At 50.6% G+C, this 18848-nt stretch carries 17 protein-coding genes and 1 pseudogene; 5 read left to right on the top strand and 13 right to left on the bottom strand.

Annotated features, from left to right (window positions below; translation table 11 throughout):
• Positions 1-273: 273 nt before the first annotated feature.
• The 3 genes from LA360_RS32015 to recQ all read right to left on the bottom strand — a co-directional run bounded on the left by LA360_RS32015 (position 274) and on the right by recQ (position 3754).
• The gene (locus tag LA360_RS32015) at positions 274-405 is read right to left on the bottom strand and encodes a hypothetical protein (protein WP_330378348.1); all 132 of its coding nucleotides are present in this window, start codon (positions 403-405) and stop codon (positions 274-276) included.
• A gap of 26 nt (positions 406-431) precedes the next feature.
• Positions 432-1427, bottom strand: a complete 996-nt coding sequence (locus LA360_RS23500; RefSeq protein ID WP_057571480.1) for an SPL family radical SAM protein — start codon at positions 1425-1427, stop codon at positions 432-434.
• 191 nt (positions 1428-1618) lie between these two features.
• Entirely contained in the window at positions 1619-3754 is a 2136-nt protein-coding gene (recQ, locus tag LA360_RS23495; protein WP_022201069.1) for a DNA helicase RecQ, read from the bottom strand.
• Positions 3755-4160: 406 nt separating this feature from the next.
• Here recQ and LA360_RS23490 point away from each other — a divergent pair, with 406 nt between their 5' ends.
• Entirely contained in the window at positions 4161-4997 is an 837-nt protein-coding gene (locus LA360_RS23490) for a polysaccharide deacetylase family protein (RefSeq protein ID WP_002586190.1), read from the top strand.
• 155 nt (positions 4998-5152) lie between these two features.
• Here LA360_RS23490 and LA360_RS23485 read toward each other — a convergent pair whose 3' ends face one another.
• A complete protein-coding gene (locus tag LA360_RS23485; RefSeq protein WP_057571481.1) occupies positions 5153-5509 on the bottom strand; it encodes an arsenate reductase family protein in 357 nt (118 codons plus the stop codon).
• A 27-nt stretch (positions 5510-5536) separates the two neighbouring features.
• Positions 5537-6541 (bottom strand): hypothetical protein, encoded by a 1005-nt coding sequence (locus tag LA360_RS23480; protein WP_112482857.1) that lies wholly within the window; start codon positions 6539-6541, stop codon positions 5537-5539.
• Between the two features lie 136 nt (positions 6542-6677).
• Between LA360_RS23480 and LA360_RS23475 the strand changes: the two genes are divergently transcribed.
• Entirely contained in the window at positions 6678-7313 is a 636-nt protein-coding gene (locus LA360_RS23475) for an SGNH/GDSL hydrolase family protein (RefSeq protein WP_022201066.1), read from the top strand.
• A 92-nt stretch (positions 7314-7405) separates the two neighbouring features.
• Here the strand turns inward: LA360_RS23475 and ltrA are convergent, their stop codons facing one another.
• The 5 genes from ltrA to LA360_RS23450 form a co-directional block, all read right to left on the bottom strand.
• The gene (gene ltrA / locus LA360_RS23470; protein WP_002578445.1) at positions 7406-8686 is read right to left on the bottom strand and encodes a group II intron reverse transcriptase/maturase; all 1281 of its coding nucleotides are present in this window, start codon (positions 8684-8686) and stop codon (positions 7406-7408) included.
• 608 nt (positions 8687-9294) lie between these two features.
• Positions 9295-9834, bottom strand: coding sequence for a nitroreductase family protein (locus tag LA360_RS23465; protein WP_112482859.1), 540 nt, complete (start codon positions 9832-9834; stop codon positions 9295-9297).
• A gap of 43 nt (positions 9835-9877) precedes the next feature.
• Positions 9878-10564 (bottom strand): YkgJ family cysteine cluster protein, encoded by a 687-nt coding sequence (locus LA360_RS23460; protein WP_112482904.1) that lies wholly within the window; start codon positions 10562-10564, stop codon positions 9878-9880.
• Positions 10565-11009: 445 nt separating this feature from the next.
• Positions 11010-11318, bottom strand: coding sequence for a transcriptional repressor (locus tag LA360_RS23455; protein WP_022201064.1), 309 nt, complete (start codon positions 11316-11318; stop codon positions 11010-11012).
• Positions 11319-11561: 243 nt separating this feature from the next.
• A complete protein-coding gene (locus LA360_RS23450) occupies positions 11562-13772 on the bottom strand; it encodes a DNA topoisomerase III (RefSeq protein WP_112482861.1) in 2211 nt (736 codons plus the stop codon).
• Positions 13773-13870: 98 nt separating this feature from the next.
• On the opposite strand from LA360_RS23450, the pseudogene LA360_RS32010 reads away from it, so the two are divergent.
• Both LA360_RS32010 and LA360_RS23440 read left to right on the top strand, forming a co-directional pair.
• Positions 13871-13975, top strand: a pseudogene (locus LA360_RS32010) (hypothetical protein); the annotation flags it as partial.
• Positions 13976-14022: 47 nt separating this feature from the next.
• Positions 14023-14538, top strand: coding sequence for a LysM peptidoglycan-binding domain-containing protein (locus tag LA360_RS23440; protein WP_022201062.1), 516 nt, complete (start codon positions 14023-14025; stop codon positions 14536-14538).
• A gap of 26 nt (positions 14539-14564) precedes the next feature.
• Here the strand turns inward: LA360_RS23440 and LA360_RS23435 are convergent, their stop codons facing one another.
• The 3 genes from LA360_RS23435 to LA360_RS23425 all read right to left on the bottom strand — a co-directional run bounded on the left by LA360_RS23435 (position 14565) and on the right by LA360_RS23425 (position 18393).
• Positions 14565-16361: a cobaltochelatase CobT-related protein gene (locus LA360_RS23435; protein WP_022201061.1), complete on the bottom strand. Its 1797-nt coding sequence runs from the start codon at positions 16359-16361 to the stop codon at positions 14565-14567.
• Positions 16351-17271 (bottom strand): AAA family ATPase, encoded by a 921-nt coding sequence (locus tag LA360_RS23430; protein ID WP_057571484.1) that lies wholly within the window; start codon positions 17269-17271, stop codon positions 16351-16353. The genes LA360_RS23435 and LA360_RS23430 overlap by 11 nt, the downstream gene beginning before the upstream one ends.
• A 723-nt stretch (positions 17272-17994) precedes the next feature.
• Positions 17995-18393, bottom strand: coding sequence for a hypothetical protein (locus LA360_RS23425; RefSeq protein ID WP_022201058.1), 399 nt, complete (start codon positions 18391-18393; stop codon positions 17995-17997).
• Positions 18394-18497: 104 nt separating this feature from the next.
• On the opposite strand from LA360_RS23425, the gene LA360_RS23420 reads away from it, so the two are divergent.
• Complete coding sequence (locus tag LA360_RS23420) at positions 18498-18719, top strand: helix-turn-helix domain-containing protein (protein ID WP_002586179.1); 222 nt, start codon at positions 18498-18500, stop codon at positions 18717-18719.
• Positions 18720-18848 lie beyond the last annotated feature (129 nt).

Below are 18848 nucleotides of genomic sequence, written 5' to 3'. Positions count from 1 at the left end.
TAAAAATACCAGCGTCAGGCTTTCTATCGTCAGGCCCAGGAGCAATACGAACGGGGAATTCCGTTCCTCATTCGCTCCAGAAGATAGAAGGTACTGGCGTTTTTTTGTGTTCCGCAAGATGTCAGAAGGCGTCGGAGCATTCCAGGAGGTCACCATGCAGAACACCTTATCACGGAAGTATCCTACGGCATTGCCCAGGGAATCCAGCCGTTAATCAGCAGCGCTTACGGCTGCGGTGATTCCGGCAGAATAAGGGGAATGCTGCGGTATGGACTAAGGCTGTATTTTACCGGAATACCGGCCGCGGGTCAATATCATCCTGTCCATCCTTTTTACCTCCACGGAACAGGCTGTCCCGGCCCACATCATTTCCCTGTTAAGGGGCCTGGTACTCATCATTCCCATAGCGTTCTTCCTGGCCGGCCTTCATGTCAGCTTATATAGAGTATGGAGACATCTCCCAGTACACGCTGTATCTCCGCCCGCAGATAGATTTCTGCCTCTGCCCTGGGTTCGGCCCGGTAGCAGTACCGTCCCCGTCCCCTGCCCGTCATCTGCTCCTTATCATACAGGTCCGGGGCATTTGGAAATGCTTCGCTGTTAATGGCCCGGTGAACATAGGAGTAGGTCATCAAAATAATCTCCAGAAACATCTGGCTTTTCATTTTATTTGACAGTCCGTCCCTCAGTTCTTCCAGAAGGCCGGTATACATTTCCCTCCAGCCCTCCATTAATATGACGGGCGCTATCAGGAGTCCGCAGGGATATCCTGCCTCACACATATGATTTACAGCTTCAATTCTCTGTTTTAAGCCGGATGTGCCCAGCTCTATCTTTTGGATAATAGGCTGAGGGTTGACGCTCATGCGGAAAATCACCTTGCCTCTGTGATCCAGGTCCAACAGGGGTTCCACCATATGAAACTTGGTTGGAAATGTAAGTTTCCCCTCCCCCTCCTCCGCAAAACGCGGAATTGTATACAGAAGGTTTCCCGTAATGGTGTTCTCCAGCACCAGGTCACTGTTGCTTCCAATCTCAAAGGTAAGCGGCTTCCCGCTGTTTTTACCCTTTTTGATCATTCGGTCCAGCATCTGCTCCCGGTTCACAAACAGTCTGAGATAGGCGCATTTATTATAATTGCACACCAAATAGCAGTACAGGCACATGGCCGTACAGCCGGATGAGGTATATGGGACCAGATAGTCGGAAACCTTGTGGTTTTCCACGTATTTGTGTGTCTTTCGTATGCCCGCAATCAGATTGCGTTTCATGTGTCCGAACTGGTCATTGGGCTTTTCCTGCATTTCCCGGATGGAATTATGGCTCTCAATGGGAATCCACGGCAGGTCCCTGTATTCCTCCCTGAGCTGCCGACCCAGAGGGTAGTCAAAGATAGCCGGTTCAAAGTAAACTGCGTCAAATTTCATGGATGCGCCTTCCTCCTGATGAATTCATGGTCAATATGGGAATTGGTTTCAACGTCTTATTTTTACTATTTAACATTCCCCAAATCCATGAAGTTATCAATGGCAAAGCCGGTGTTTTCCGCTCCTTTTCCAAAGATGTTCTCTTTGGTAAACATAGTTTAATCTGAACGTTTCAATGTATCCATCTCCTTTTATTGTTCAGACTGGTCTGTTCTGAGTATCGGATCCGGGCGGCCAGCTCCCCGGCTCTCATTTTCCTGGCTCCCGCATTCCCAGGCGGTCAGAGCTGTCTCCAGCGACCAGTCGTCGAACTCATCACTATCGCTGGTAAAATACAAATCATCCCCCTCAAAAAACATCTCGTCTTCTATATGGCTCTTTTTTTCATGATTTGCATAATTGCCTTTTACGGAGTGATTATCTCTTGCGGCATAATTGTCCTTTATGGCATGCCTGCTGTTCATTTCCGCCTGCACACAAGCCAAAAAACGCTCCCCGTACTTCTCATACTTAAACTCTCCCACGCCTGAAACATCCAGCATCTCCGCTTTGGTAGCCGGCTTCACGATACACATATGGGTCAACGTCTTATCCGAAAATACAATATAAGGCGGCACCTTTTCTTCCTTTGCAATCTCTGTCCTGACAGCGCGCAGCTTCTCAAACAGCGTTTCGTCTGCTTCCGTAAACTCTGCGCCTCCCGCTGCGGCCAGCCCCTTCCTGCCTTTTCTTCCCTTTCCGGCACTCGCACCGGCCACTTTGGCGGGATGCTCCGCTTCCCTGGCCATCTTCATGGCCACCTGCTCTCCTTCTTCCAGGATCCCCTTTGACTTTCCTGTCAATTTCACAATCGCATACTCATCGTTTGTCACTGCCAGATATCCGTTCAGCATCAGATGGTTCATAACCTGGCGCAGCTTGTAGGCCGGTACCTTTGCCAGCTCCCCATAATGCGGGTTCTCATCCATCCTGTAATTGCGTATCTTGGCTGTGTTGGCCCCGCGGACCGTATCAATAATCACATTGGTTCCGTACCTCTGCCGGCAGCTCTCCACACATCCAATGAGTATCCGGGAAATATCCGTCACATCCACTGTCTCAAACTGGCTCAGACAGTTTGAGCAATTGCCGCAGTAATTGCTTCCATACTCCCCAAAATATCTCAGTATGTAATCTCTCAGGCATTCATTGGTAAAGCAGTAAAAGGTCATCTTCCGCAGGCGTTCCCTGTCCCGCTCCATGACAATCTCCCGGGTTACGGGGTCCAATGCCTCGTTGTCCTGGTTATGGTCAATAAAGAACTGATTGGTTACCACATCCTGGCCGCCGTACAGAAGGATGCACTCTGAGGGCTCACCATCCCTTCCTGCCCTGCCGGCCTCCTGGTAATACGATTCCATGTTCTTCGGCATGTTATAATGCACCACAAACCTGACATTCGACTTGTCAATCCCCATGCCAAAGGCATTGGTGGCAACCATAATCTGTGCCCGGTCATATATAAAATCCTCCTGGTTATGCCTGCGCTCACTGTCGCTTAAGCCCGCATGATACCGGGTAACGGAAAATCCTTCCCGAATCAGCTGGCTGCAAACCTCCTCCACCACTTTCCTGGTCAGGCAATAGATAATACCGCTTTCCCCCTTATGGCGTTCCAGGTAATTTACCATGGTGGCATATTTATCCTTGGGGGACTGTACGCCGAAGTAGAGATTAGGCCGGTTAAAGCCCGTGGTCATAACCTGGGGATTTCTGAGCATGAGTATATCGATGATGTCGTCCCGCACCTGGGCTGTGGCGGTGGCTGTAAATGCGCTTACAACGGGCCGGACCGGAAGCTGGTTTATGAAATCCACTATTTTCAGATAACTGGGCCTGAAATCCTGACCCCACTGTGATACGCAATGGGCCTCGTCCACAGCTACCATGGATATCTTCACCTGGCCGCTCAGTGCAAACCGCAGGAAATCCTCAGACATCAGGCGCTCCGGAGCCACATAGATAATCGGATATCTGCCGGCCCTGGCCAGGTCTAGTACCTTATAATACTGCGCCGCAGTCAGCGAACTGTTAATGTAAGCAGCCAGGATTCCCACCTGGTTTAAGTTGCTTACCTGGTCCTTCATCAGGGAAATAAGCGGGGAAATGACCAGCGTGATTCCATCCATCATAAGGGCAGGTATTTGATAACAAAGGGATTTTCCGGCCCCAGTGGGCATGACTCCCAGCACGTCCCTTCCTTCCAGAATGTTCTGGATCAGCACATCCTGCCCATCCCTGAATGTGTCATAACCAAAATAATGTTTTAATATCTCATATTGTGTCATAATCAAACTCCTCTGTATTGCTCCGGCATAAAAGAACCCGGTAGTCCCTGTTCCCGGCTTTAGCACCGGACTTATCTTAAGCTGTGCTTCAGAACCATGGAAAAATGGCGAATATGCCCCGCAGCGGACCTGCTGTCTAAAGCAGATTAAACCGATTAAACATTATAGATGTAATTCATTATAACAAATCCGAAATAATAAAACAATGGTGATTTATATGCCGGATTATGGTACCTGATTATCCGTGGATCGTCCCCGTTTTTATCAACCCCCGGAATCCGCCGCAGTCTCCGGCAATACCTCCCCCACGGTAAGCAAAACCCCTTCTTTTGCGGGTTCCGGGAATAATACGGCCTCTGTTTCTATATATTTAAAGTAATTACTTCTGAAACAGGACCTATCCTTTATGAAAAACAGACTCAGAAGACTTCCCATGAAGAAGCTGTTACAGACCACCCTTCTGTTCGCCCTGGCCTTTTGTGCCGGACGGCTGGCCGCCCAGGTAGTAGAATACAACCGTCCTCCCGAAGCAGTGACCACCTCAGCCGACGGCAACTGGGGACTTAGTTTCCCGGGCGAGGGCCAGATGCCCGTTGGAAATGCCACTGCGGACTATCTGAAACAGTTCAATGCCTACTATGCCCAGAATACCCAGGATAAGGTCATCTACCTGACCTTTGACGCCGGTTATGAAAACGGAAACACAGCCGCCATCCTGGACGCCCTGAAAAAGCACAATGTACACGCCACTTTTTTCCTGGTTGGAAATTATTTACAGACCAGTCCGGACCTGGTAAAACGAATGGTTGCCGAGGGCCACAATGTGGGAAACCATACCTTCCACCATCCGGATATGTCAAAAATCTCCACGAAGGAGGCCTTTGAAAAGGAACTGAATGACCTGGAAACCCTGTACCAGCAGACCACGGGACAGCCAATGAAAAAATATTACCGTCCCCCCCAGGGCAAATACAGTGAAAGCAACCTGAAAATGGCCAATGACATGGGCTATAAGACCTTTTTCTGGAGCCTGGCCTATGTGGACTGGTACGAAGATAAGCAGCCCACCAAAGATGAGGCCTTCAAAAAGCTACTGACCCGCATTCATCCCGGCGCCATTGTCCTGCTTCACAGCACATCCAAAACAAACGGGCAGATTCTGGATGAACTCCTGACCAAGTGGGAGGAAATGGGGTATCATTTTGGAACCCTGGATGATTTGGCGGCGGCAGACCAGGCATAAAATGGCTGTTGCTTACTGCGTGTTCCTTACATATCATGGAAAGATAAATATCACGGAACTATAAATATCATGAAAAAATGCCGAAAGAACGCACTTTTAGTAAGGTGCGTCTTCCGGCATTTCATGTTTGGTTGATTATGTGACTGCGTTAAAATCTACAGCAGCTTTTCCTTCCACTCCGCCTCCTTAAATCCGGTGAGCACAAAGCCGTCCCCCACCACCAGCGGTCTTTTCACCAGCATCCCGTCCGTGGCCAGAAGCGCCAGCTGCTCGTCCTCACTCATGGACGGCAGTTTATCCTTCAGAGACATTTCCTTGTAGATATTTCCGCTGGTATTAAAGAAACGCTTCAGAGAAAGCCCGCTGTTCCCATACCATTCCCTTAATTCCTCCAGGGTGGGATTCTCCTCCCTGATGGGTCTCTCCACATAGGAAATCCCATTGGCATCCAGCCACTTTAAAGCCTTCTGGCAGGTAGAGCATTTTTTGTAGCATAATACGGTAAGACTCATCTTCATTCCTCCATCTGTTCTATTTTCTTATTTGGCGGCAAACCGGATCGTTTTGGCTGAACCGTCAAAACAGAATGTATCTTCATTATAAGTAACCATATCCTCTGACGAATATGTAAGAAGAGAAGAATACGCGCCTTCCATCCATCCCCCGATTTCTTCCTCATGGCCTGCCGCGTTTTCCAACCGGGCAGCGTCAAGCTCCACGATTCGGACATTGCCAGGCCCTGCCGCCGCTTTTTCATCCACCTTTATGGATGGCTTCATCTCCCCGCTGCCGCCTGCCAGTACCGCCGCGCCGCTGCCCTCTGCTGTTATCTCTCCCTCTGATTCTTCCACTCTGAGCCTGCATGAATAAAGTCCGATTCCGGATTGGCCTGAGGCCAAAACCACACCGGTTCCTCCGGCAATATCCACCTCCGGACATGATATTCCCGCATACGTTCCCTTTATATCCAGCTGTCCGCCCTCCAGGCGCAGGGCAGCCTGACTGTTTCCCGTTCTATTCCCCAAGATGCCTGCTGTCCCGGCTTCAATGTCCAGGCTTCCCTTTCCCCGGATGACCAGGGTGCCTGAATGTATGCGTATGCCTGCGCCTTCCGACCGGATCCAGCTGCCGCTGCCTTCATTTAACTCAATGGTTAAGTCCCCTGATATATCAATCCCGGGCCGGGAGGACTCCGTATTTTCCATGACTGTGTTTTCTTCAGATGTATCTTTTTCAACTGCGTTTTTTTCAGCTGCGTTTTCTATAACCGCACTATCCAATGTCAGCGTATAGCTGTCCCTGGAATTTCTCAGTCTCCATCCGTTTCCCTCCACCATTTTTCCACGTCCCGGAAGCTCCACTTTCCCTTCATTTCCCAGGTAAAGAGCTGTCAGCGGCACCTGCTCCCTGGACTGGGTCAGCCCAAATCTGGATGCCAGATATATGCCTGCGCTGGATATGGCAGTGCAGAATACAATGATAAGAATAATGAACACAACAGCCCGTACCGTCCTGCCCACAAATCCCCTGGAAATCTTATCCATATATATATTTCCTCCTGTTACAGTTTCGTTTATTTTATCATAAAGTAATCCATTTTTCCATTACTTGTGATATCATAGGAGAAAAGTGTGGTTACTGATTGGAACAGTTCAACCATGCAATAAGGAGGTTCTGTCTATGATAAATATACTCTGCTTCGGTGACTCCAACACATTCGGGACCAATCCCAAAGGAGGACGCCATTCCTGGAATACCCGCTGGCCCGGACGTCTTCAGGTTCTTCTGGGACCTGAATATTATGTGATCGAGGAAGGTATGGGCGGACGCACCACGGTCTGGGATGACCCGCTGGAGCCTGGCCGGTGCGGCATCCAGGCACTTCCCATGGCGCTCCAGAGCCATAAACCGCTGGACCTGGTCATTCTGTTTCTGGGCACAAATGACTGCAAGGCCCATTTTCATGCCTCGCCCAGGGTTATAACAAAGGGAATGGAAAATTTGTGCCACACGGTACAGGGATTTGATTACGGGGAAGGCTATAAGAAGCCAAAGATTCTGGTGATATCCCCTATCCATATAGGAAACGACATGGAGCACTGTCCATATGTCAGTTTTGACGAAACCGCTCCCGGCAAGTCAATGGCCCTTGCGCCACTCTATCAGGAACTGGCAAAGACTGAGGGATGTCTTTTCCTGGATGCCGCATCCCTGGCAGGCCCCAGCGGCCTGGACCAGCTTCATATGGACGCAAAGAACCATGGGGCATTGGCTGAGGGAATCGCTGAGGTGGTGAAGGGGTATTTTGAACCGTAGGAGTGAAATCGAGTAGGAGGAAGGCGATTATTTCGCCTTCCGACCTCTCACACCACCGTACGTACCGTTCGGTATACGGCGGTTCAATCAACTTAACATGTAACAGCCTTTTCGGCGTAGTAGTCTTCCATGGATACAAGACCAAACTTAGCTAGTCTCTCTTTACTGATACAAATGTGGAGATTCCAGCTTCTGCACACTCTGGCATATCCTTTGGCATATGAAATGCCATGTGCCGCATTTGGCGGCAGACCAAGTTTGATAAGATTCTTTTCCCTGTTCTTTGGCGTTTTCCAGTGTTTCCATATGCACATGCGCAGTCGATACCGAATCTGTCCGTCCATTTTTGCGCACAGCCTTTTCATGCTTCCGATTTTGAAATAATTTATCCACCCTCGGATAAGCCGGTTGAGTTTCCCAATTTTATAACCATTGCCCACTCCCCAGCTCCTGCTTGTATATTTCTTCATCTGCGCCTTGAACTTTGCTGCCGCTTTCGGGTGTGGTCTGGCTTTGTACCCTTTGGCAAATGAGTCATAGTAAAATCCAAACCCCAGATACTTAATGCCCTTTGGTTTATCAACCCTGCTCTTTTCCGCGTTCACTTTCAGTCCAAGCTTTTCCTCTATAAACCGAGCCACGCTCTTCATTACCCGCTCTGCCGCCTGTCTGCTCCCGACCATTATAATAAGGTCATCTGCATACCGGACGAAATCCAGCCTCCTTGCTTCCAGTTCTTTGTCCAGCTCATTTAACATGATATTTGCTAACAGCGGCGAGATATTTCCACCCTGCGGTGTGCCGACTACCGTATCTTCATACTCATCATCAATCATTACGCCGCTGACCAGAATCTTTCTTACCACCGATATGACATCTCCGTCCTTTATTGTCCGTCCGAAAATCGTCATCAGCTTGTCATGGTCTACTGTGTCAAAGAATTTCGCTAGGTCGATATCCACTATCCAGTTGTGTCCGTCATTCATCATTTCCAATGCTTTAAGGACTGCCTGCTGTGCACACCGCTTGGGTCTGAATCCATAGCTGTGGTCGTGAAACTGCTCCTCAAATATCGGGGTAAGCACCTGTGCCACCGCCTGCTGTACAAAGCGGTCTACTGCTGTTGGCACTCCAAGATTTCTTGTACCACCATCGGGTTTGGGTATCTCCACCCTGCGGACTGGCTTCGGCTTATACTTCCTCGTCCGCAACTGTTCCTTAATGTTTTCGCCGTTTTCCGAAAGATATGCGCCAAGTTCTTCAACGGTCATCCCGTCCACGCCTGCCGCTCCTTTATTCCTTACGACTTGCAGATACGCCGCATTTAGATTATCCCTGCTTAATATCTGCTCCATGAGACTGCTTGTGTCCATGCGTTGTTTCCTTTCTGCCCCTTTTGCCTTTGCCGCCTTTGAAGTCATCGACAGGCGTATGCTCCGGCTACGAAGTGGAACGTACTTCAACTGATTGATTGTTCAGCCCTTCGCTCCGTCCCCATTACAGGAACTTCCTCACTACTATGGCTTCTGCTGACTTCTCACAATTCGTTGTTACTACGGCTAATGAGACCGCCTGTGAGACCTCCCCAGTTAAGGTGCGTGTTCTTTTCCTCCATGTACCTGCCGCATTTACTCGTACTTCCGGCAACCTTTTGGACTTCAGTGCCTTTTGCCACCTTATCCGTATTTCCGAGCCTTATATGCGGTTCCTGTCCGTCAGGTCAGAGGTTTGCTTACAGCTTCTTTCAGATTCCGTCTCACGGCGGACACCCTTGCTGTTCGGCTATGTGCTTCGTTGTTGCCTACGCGCACTTGGGACTTTCACCCATTAGAAAACGCCCATGCTGGGCAAACAAAAGGCCGGAAAACGAATCTCGCTTTCCGGCTTTGTTGTCTCCCTGAACACATCTCCTCTGATGAATCAGCGCAAATCACAATCTGTATACTCTCCTAATCCTGTCCAGGCCTTACCTCCGCACTGATTAATAGAACCTGGCTATCTCCTGAACGGTGCTGCGCTTTGGCATCTGAGGGTCAGCCGCTCCGTATCCCAGGGCAATGACCGCCGCCACATCCTGGTCCTCCCCGATGGAGAGCAGTTCCCTCAGCTTGCCGGCATCCCTTATTCCCATTACCAGGGTGTCCAGACCCAAATCCTTTGCCTTCAGCAGCAGGTTCTGGTTATGCATCCCCAAATCGTAGCAGCCCCAGCCGTTTCCCAACTCATTGGAAGGGGTTCCGTCATTGTCATATCCTGAGCGGTTCTTAACAAAGGTGGCCACAATCAACACAGGCGCATCCTTACAGTTTGTCTGGTTAAAGGAGGGAAGGCAGGTTTCCTTTACATCTTTCAGCATATCGTCTGACATAACCACATAGTATCTGGCTGTCTGCGAATTCTTCCAGGACGGCGCAAGAGTGGCCGCCTTAAGGATCTCCTCCACCTGTTCACGGCTCACCTTCCTGTCCGGCTGGTACTTTCTCATGCTCCTTCTTTCTCTCAATACCGCATCTAATTCCATATAATGTTCCTCCTGTTCATTTTTTAATATCCGGAAACCGCTTTTAAAAGGTGGTTTTGATTCCAAAACGTCCCGCAAACGCAGATGCCTCTGTCATCCGCCTGTAAAACTGAGGATAGAACCCTTCCCCGCTGTTATAAGGAGTTATATAAAACTGATTCAGCACATACATATCCACCGTTTTTCTGATATCCGGGTTTCCATTTTTCTCCAGGCCCGTACCCAGGTCCTTGAGAAAATAATGCCAGTCATTTACAAACTTCTCATATTCCTTCACATCCGGGGTGTCAATCCACCTGCGGACCTTCACCTTGCTTCTGTTCTCCCTGGGACACTCATGAACCTGCAGGAAATAGCGGAAGGACCTGTTCTCATACAGTCTTCCCAGTGGAAAGAGGCGGCAGAAACCGGGCCTGTAGGGATGGATACCGCACCTGCCCTCACTGTTCAGGAAGGAACATGCCTCATCCCGGCCCGTCATCCGGATGTTGGGCAGGATAATGCCATCCACCACATTTAACTCCAGAGGACCTGCCAGAAGCTGCTCCTGCGTCATCCCCAGATTTACCGTAAGGCGGAACATATCAAGCGGATCCAGTATGATGGATGACCCCATACCGCGGCAGCAGGCAAAGCAGCCTTCACAGCCGCCGCTGTCAGCCCTCACCATATCATTGGTACCATATAACTTTCCGTCGGATATCTCCTCCAGGCTGACCTCTCGTTCCATATCCCCCAGTACTCCTTTTCCAGCAGTTTCCATAAATATTTCTAACAAACAGTATACCACCCTTTCCCGGTTTCACGCAACCATGCTTTTATGGGCAGGGCCAACCTTATTCACCCTATTCTCTGTTTTTGAGCACAATGGCGGCTATGGCCAGACCCGCTATCACATCCATCCTCCTATGGCCCATGGAGGCAGCTGTATGCCCGGCGCCTTATTTAAGGGAATAAGTACCAGAGAGGTGAGGCCAATCTGGTTCAGGAAACAGACTCTTTCATACAGCTTCCCCCTGTCCCTCTCCTTACAGGCTTATTGCAGGGGTTAAATAAGGCTGAATATAAAAAGGACAGAGGAACCATGCGCCCGACCGCGCGTGTCTCCTCTGCCATATGTATTCCTGATACCTTCTATTTCATCCGCTTCTTCATATGCTGCCTATGTTCCGTATCTAATCCGGCCAATCCCTTGCCCGGTCCTCCAGGCAGGGACGGTCCGGCAGACTGTACCGGTAGCATCTGCTGAATACGCCAATCTCTTCCAGGGTAGATACAATGCGGTACACAGTTGCCATACCGATAGCCGCATCACGTTTTGCCGCCTCGTAGTATATTTCTTTGCAGCAGTTCCACTTTCCGCTCAGTATGACATCCAGAAGGACCATACGCTGTTTGGTCATGCGTTTCCCCTGGCTCCTCAGTTCCTGGATAACCCGCTCCTTCTGCCATGTGCGGGACTCCTCACTTTGTTTCCATGGCATATCACTTCAGCTCCTTTATTAACCAATATGATGGGTTCCTGTCATTGTCGAAGGTATTTTATCCCCTCCATCAAGTAAGTCAAAGCTAACTCAGCTGTCTAAAATATGCAGTCAGATACTCCTATTCCCTGTTGCCCACAGAAAGCAGAACATTCTGACTGCATATATAGATTAGCATTAGCTAACTTTCTTGTCAAGAATTTTTTTATATGGTTTTACTATCATTTTTCCGGCATTTTTCCATCAGCCCTTATCCTTCAGATTGATCCCCGCCAGCGCCTTGGCAAATGCATTGTTAACCGGCTCCCCGGCTTCCTTTTTCTGCTGGTTCAGATACCGGGCCACATCCTTTTTTGACACACCGGCGCCTTCCTTTTTCCTGCGCTCCTGAAAGGCCTTCAGCTTCTCCTTATGACCGCACCTGCATACAAATATCTGGGCGTCCCCCTTGCCCTTAAGCTCCATCTTCTTATGGCAGACAGGGCATCTGGCATTGGAGGTGCGTGAAATGACCTCCCGGTGGCCGCACTCCCGGTCCTGGCACACCAGCATCTCCGTGTTCTTTCCCTTTACGGCCAGCATCCGTTTTCCGCACACAGGGCACTTTGTGTTGGTCAGGTTGTCGTGGCGGAAAGAACCTTCTCCTGTCTTAATCTGGCGGATCAGTTCCTGGGAATATCCCCTGATGTCCTTCATAAACGCGCCCCTTTTCAGGCTTCCCTTTGCAATGCCCGACAGCTTCATCTCCCAGTCCGCTGTCAGCTCCGACTTTTTCAGGTCCTCAGGCACCAGCTCCAGAAGCTGCCTGGCCTTGGATGTGAGATAGATATCCTTGCCCCGCTTTTCAAGAAGAAAGCCGGAAAACAGTTTTTCTATTATATCTGCCCTGGTGGCAACGGTTCCCAGACCGCCTGTCTCTCCCAGAGTCTTTGCCATGGCCTTATCCTTTGTCTCCATGTACGCCACGGGATTTTCCATGGCGGAGAGCAGAGTTGCCTCATTAAACGGGGCAGGCGGTTTTGTCTTGTCCTCTGTCATCTTAATGGACAGGCCTTTTAACACATCCCCCTTCTTAAGGTCCGGCAGCTGCTGGTCCTTTACCTCCGGCTCGTCCCCTTCTTCCCCTTCTTCCCCGTCATCCACATCCGTGTCGTAAGCAGCCTTCCAGCCCTGGCTCTTTACAATCCTTCCTTTAGCACTAAAGCGCTGTCCCCCGATATCCGCTTCCAGGCTGGTCTCGTCATATTCAAAAGGCGGATACAGCACAGCCAGGAATCTGCGCACCACCAAATCATAAATCCTGCGTTCATCAATGGTCATATGGTCCATCTGTACAAACTGTTCCGTCGGTATGATGGCATGATGGTCTGATACCTTGCTGTTATCCACAAAAAACGGTTTTGACGGCAGGGGCTGGTTCACCAGACGGCCGGCCAGCGTCTTATAGGGACCGATGGAGCACGCCTTCAGGCGCTCCTTAAGGGTCGGGACAATATCTGCGCTCAGATATCTGGAATCGGTTCTGGGATAAGTCAGGACTTTATGATTCTCATAGAGGCGCTGCATAATGTTCAGCGTGTCCTTGGCTGAGTAGTTAAACCGCCTGTTGGCATCCCTCTGCAGCTCCGTCAGGTCATAGAGAAGAGGAGGCAGCGTCTTTTTAGGCGTCCGCTTTACCTCAGCCACAACGGCCGGTTCCCCCTTAAGGTCCTTGGCCAGTTCCTCCATCCGGCCGCGTTCAAAGGAACGGCGGCTGCCTGTCCCGGCATCCTGCCAGGTAAGGACCAGTCCGTCCTTTCTGGCCTGGAGCCCAAAATACGGCTGGGGCACAAATGCGCGTATCTGCGCCTCCCGCTTTGCTATCATGGCAAGGGTCGGGGTCTGAACACGGCCGCAGGAGAGCTGGGCATTGTATTTGCAGGTCAGGGCCCTGGTGGCATTGATGCCCACCAGCCAGTCCGCCTCTGCCCTGCACATGGCTGCGTCGTACAGGTTATTGTATTCCCTTCCGTCCTTCAGGTTTGCAAATCCCTCCCTGATAGCCTTATCAGTCACGGATGATATCCACAGACGCCGGATGGGTTTATTGCACCCTGTCTTTTTCAGAATCAGCCGGGCCACCAGCTCTCCTTCCCTTCCGGCATCCGTGGCAATGATAATATCCCCCACATCCCCGCGGTAAATCTGGTTCTTTACAGCCTGGTACTGTTTTGAGGTCTGCTTGATAACCTCAAGCTTAAATACCTCAGGCATCATGGGAAGGTCCTCCATCTTCCACTCTTTATACTTTTTGTCGTAATCCTCCGGGTCTGCCAGGGTCACCAGATGGCCCAGCCCCCAGGTAACCACGTAACGTTCCCCCTCAATGGCGCCGTTTATATTTTTCCCACATTTAAGAACCCGGGCAATATCCCGGGCAACGGAAGGCTTTTCTGCTATTACAAGTGATTTCATTGAATCTTCCTTTCTACGTACCGCTGCTTTTATTCTAGCACATTCCCCCCGGCCTGTCACCGCTGTTTTCATTTCTTCATATCTTTGCCGTGTGCTTCATGTGCTCTCCCGCATTTGCGGCTTCCCGCCTGTACCAGGGCATGGACGTCAGCAGCTGGCAGGGCGATATTGATTACCAGGCAGTCCGGGCCGCCGGCATCCAGGTGGTCTATATACGGACCGGTGTGGGATTGGAATACGTGGATCGGCCATGGACTTTGAATCAATCCCAGGTCGGATCACCCAGGAAATCAACGCCATTGGCCTGGCCTTCATGGAAACCCCGGGCAGCCGTTTGGGATACGGTCCTGCCTTATATACGGACTCCTATAACGCCGCATACCTGTGGAACAGCGGCTTTTCCTCCTGCCCCCTGTGGGCGGCAGACTACGATGTAAACCAGCCGGAAAGCACAGGCCCATGGGATTCCCGGGACGATTTCCAGTACTCGGACAGGGGACGGGCAGCGGGAGTAAACGGCGATGTGGACATGGACTTCTTCAAGGACTCCATGTTCATTCACTCCCAGACACCTCGGCCCGAACCATCTCCCGGCGGCATAGGAGCCCTTCTCACCTGCAGGGTTCAGGGCGGCGACACCCTCTGGGGTATCTCCAGAAGATTCGGTACCACGGTAGGCCGGCTGGCTGCGCTGAACCATATCTCCAATCCAAATGTAATCTACAAAGGGCAGATACTGGAGATTCCGGATATCCTGAAAGCCTGACCGGCTCCGGGATATCCCCGCCTTTCTTAAATCTTCTGCTGTCGGCCGGAACGCAGCTGGCTGGTCAGCAGATTACCAACCGTATCCGCAAGCTGACCCATCTCCCTGATTCTGACAAAGCTGCTTCCGTATATCTTCCGGGCGCCTTCCAGGTCGCTGTCCAGACCGTAAAATACAGCCATCACCTTGATACCCTGCTTTTTAAGCTGCCGCACCTCCATGGCCGTATCCTCAATGCCTGCATCCCCCGAATATTCCTTTCCCCGCACCGCCCCGGAAACAGGCGCCATCCGCTGTTCGTCATTGGGGCTGGCGTCTGTCAGCACAATGAGCAGGCGTTTCTCACAGGGGGATTGTCCCGCCAGATGGCCCGCTGCCCTGAGGGCCAGGCCATCCCGGTTCCATCCGGCTGCCACATAGTCAAGAATTCCTTTGTTCTTCTCCTTTTCCTCATAACCGCGGAATATACGAAACACTGTGTAGTTCTGGATGGCGGAAAAGGAATACACCTGGACCGGTATCCCGCAGCGGGTCAGGCTCTCGGCAATGACATATCCCTGTGCTGCTATAACGGCTTCATGTCCCATACGCGACGCGGACGCGTCCAGCATCAAATCCACGGAAACATTCTGCCGTTCTTCCTCTGAAACCTTCAGAAACACACGGTCATCCTCCAGATACACTGCCCGCCAGACCGATTCCCCCATCAATTTTCCCTGCCGGCTTTTCTCCGGCACAGGCTGCAAATCTACCAGAAGGGTATTGCGAATCTGTTCCATCAGGCGCCGTATGCTGTTCTCATATTCTGACCTGTTCTTTTCAAACTGTTCCCTGTTCTTTTTTCTCTGCTGCGCCGCCTCCCACAGCTGTCTGGCCGATTCCCCGCGGTCCGGGTCCTGCCGGAATTTTTCTCCTCTGGTAAAATGGAGTCCGCACGTACTGTGGCATCCCGTGCATAGCATATGACGGATAGCCTGATTTTGCCGCTCTCCGTACATGGAAACACCATAGCAGGCGTCAATATAGGAACGGACCGCCTCCTCACGCCGTTTCGAGGATGCCTCCGGCCAGAAGCAAAAGCCTTTGGCGGCATCAGAAAGCTTTTTATGGGCCTTTCCGGATGTTTCACTTTGGTCATCACCGGATTCAGGAGACTCCTGACCATGCTCATTCAGTGTATTCCTGACAATGACGCTGCGGGCAGGCCGTACAAAGCGGAAGGGCTTAATCATCCCTTTTATCCGTTTTCTGTTTTCTTTTCTCTTTTGTTCTGAACGGCAGTCAAACCGGAAATATTCCCACAATATACCGGAAACACGTTCCATGATTTCATCGGTGTCAGCAGCTCCGTCAAAGGACAGGCCGGACAAAATTCCCCGCTCCCACGGCGTCACTCCGGGCTTCTCTCCCAGCACCAGCCTGCCCCAGCCCGTCTGAAGGGACTGGACCAGCTTTTCCTGAGCTGACCATTTGGATTCCTCCAATACCTGGGCCCAGTATTCCCCGCGCAGCTCCTCCAGGGCAGGACGGCCTTCCCGTTCCTTCTCATAAGCGCCGCATTCCAGGCCGAGCCAGAATATGGTATCATAGATATCCTGAAGCGCCGTGCCCTGAAAAGCCCCGAACATCTCTGACAATTTCCCGCCGTCATACCATCTGTGGACATAACCGATTATACTGTTGAGATAAAGGTCTGCCTTTCCGTACCGGTCAAAGGCCATGAATTCCGGGTGGAAGGAATGGTCCTCTGCCGCAGTCCATATCATGTTGAGGGCCCGGCGCTCCTCTCCGTCATATTCCCGCATCTCCATATCAGTCTGCAAACAGCTTCTCCCTTTCCAGTTTTTTAGGAATCCTTGCCCTGATTAAATCCCGCACCAGGGTCTGTTCATATGGGTCAAAGGATTTGTTGGTAAGTCCCATATCCAGGGCAGCTCCTGCATCCAGCCCTTTCTCCATAAGCCGGACAGCATCCAGCAGTCCCCTAAGGTCCAGGGGGCGGGTGGAAAGCTGGGCGCTTTGGCATTTTCTATCTATATCCAGAAACAGCTGGACAAACTGCCTGGCATAAGTTCTCTTAAGACCAGGATACTCCCGGCTCATAAGCTTTTCCAGATTTTCCCCGGATATGGCCGGCATCTGCAGGCAGGCAAATCTGGAAGTCAGGGCCTCGTTCAGCTCTCTGGTGCCCGCATACCCATAGTTCATGGTGGCAATGAACCGGGTCCCCCCATCCATATGCACCACATCGTAGCCCGGCACATCTATGGTCCGCCTGAAATCCAAAATTCCATGGAGCACGGCCAGGGCCTCGTTTCTGGCCATGTTGATTTCATCCAGGACCCCAAAGCCCCCGCTGATTCCGCAGCGGTACACCGGCCCCGGCCGGAACACAACGGCTCCGTTTTGAAATGTATCTGTTCCTATCAGGCCGGACGCATCCATGTTGACGTGAAGGGAGATGTCCCAAACCGGCCTTCCAAAAGCTGCCGCCAAATTCTGGGCCAGTATGTTCTTTCCCGTTGCCTTTGGTCCTGCGAGAAGCAGGTTCTGACCGCACAAAAGGGCTGCAATGGCCTGCTCCCATACCTCCCTTCCATAATACAGGTACCGGGGCACAGGTATCCTGCCCCGTTCCTCCTCCCTGACCGGGCGGGAAGCTCTGAAATCCACGATTCCCTGGATTAAGCTGCTGTTTATCTTTTCCTCTTTTAAGAATTCAATCACCGTCATGCCCTCTTCCTCTTTTTTACAGTCTGATTGTAGCACAGAATTCTTTAATGGTGCGGGTTTTTTGTGGTTTTGAGAAAATAATTTTAAAAGGTTTTGTGAACATGTTTTAGGGGTGCGTCTCCCAGTCCCAGATGCTATATTAGAAATACCAGACAATAGCAGACTCGTCAACCAGGCAGCATCACACGTTACCCCCTGACCCACAAATACAGGATACCCCCAAGCACAGGATACCCCCAAGCAGCTGGAGGATAAAGTCCTGAAGACAGCTGCCACATTTTTAGGGCAGGACCCTCTTCCATACCTGGGTGTCAAGGGACGGATTACCGGCATCAATGTATATCGAGGTAATCCGTATCAAGGACCGGAACGCGGATAAAATTTTCATGAAAGAGGAAAGGTAGCTGTATCAAAGGAAGATCTGCGCCGCATGGAAGCCATGCTTTATGCCCTGGCCACCAAATTTCTCGACAAAACAGAATTAAGGAAGGTAACGGAGAAGATTAATATGGCCCTGCTCGGACAGCTGCTTATAGAGGATGGAATTGGAAAGGGAGAAATGATCAAGCTCATATCTCTGGTCATGAAGAAAATGAAAAAAGGACTTTTCCCGGAAGAGACAGCAGAGCTGCCGGAAAAAGCCCGGATTGCGTCAGCCGGATTTATGCCGCAGTGCAGGCCAATCCCGGGCTTTTTATTTCACTTTTTATTTCACCTTTTATTTCATTTCACCGTCATCACAAACCGTTCCCGGTCATCCTTCACATTATACCGGTACCGGTCCTTTTCCGGCTGAGCATACCGCACCTCACAGCACCTGATTCCCAACCGCCTGGCCGTCTCATTGGTATATATGTCCATGGTTATTTCCGCCGGATATCCCATGTCATAGCTGAACCGCACATCACGGAATTCATTGTTGATACATGCTTCAATCATTTTCCTGGCAAATGCCTCCTTATCCCCAATGTACAGCTTATTCGCTACAATAGTCATGTATTCTGTCCTCTTTCCATCCCAGGAGGAAGATATGGTATTCCTCACCGACACGCCCCTTCCCCACTGCAGATATATGCAAAGGGCCATCAGAACCAGCGATGCCCGCATCAGTCTTTTTCTCATTTTTAGCATACCCCTCACCTGTATTATAATACACATTGTACTCTAATACAGCTTATATTTCAATACATCCAGGAATATACTTATATGGAAAGGCGGGGGATGGCATGCATATTGAGATTGATTTGGAGCGTCTGCTGAAGGAAAAAGAGAAAAGTAAAAACTTTGTCTGTGAAAAATGCGGTTTGCAGCGGACTCAGTTCAATAATTACTGCAAGAACAAGGTATCCCGCGTTGACCTTACCATTCTTGCCAAGATATGCGATTGTCTGGACTGTACGCCCAATGATATATTGAAAATAGTAAAAGAGACGGCAAAAGATGAATAGAACGCATGACGCCATGTGAAGCTATTCATCTTTTTTTGCGCCTGTATTCCCGATAAACAAAATTAAGCGGTAAAATTCAATCCGTTCTGGTGTAATATCTTGCAAGATTTTCCCTTCCCATTGTGTTAA

Source organism: Enterocloster clostridioformis, assembly GCF_020297485.1.
In the GTDB taxonomy this organism is placed as follows: Bacteria; Bacillota; Clostridia; order Lachnospirales; family Lachnospiraceae; genus Enterocloster; species Enterocloster clostridioformis.
Note: the sequence above shows the minus strand (reverse complement) of the source record. Positions and strands in the feature narration are given on the sequence as shown.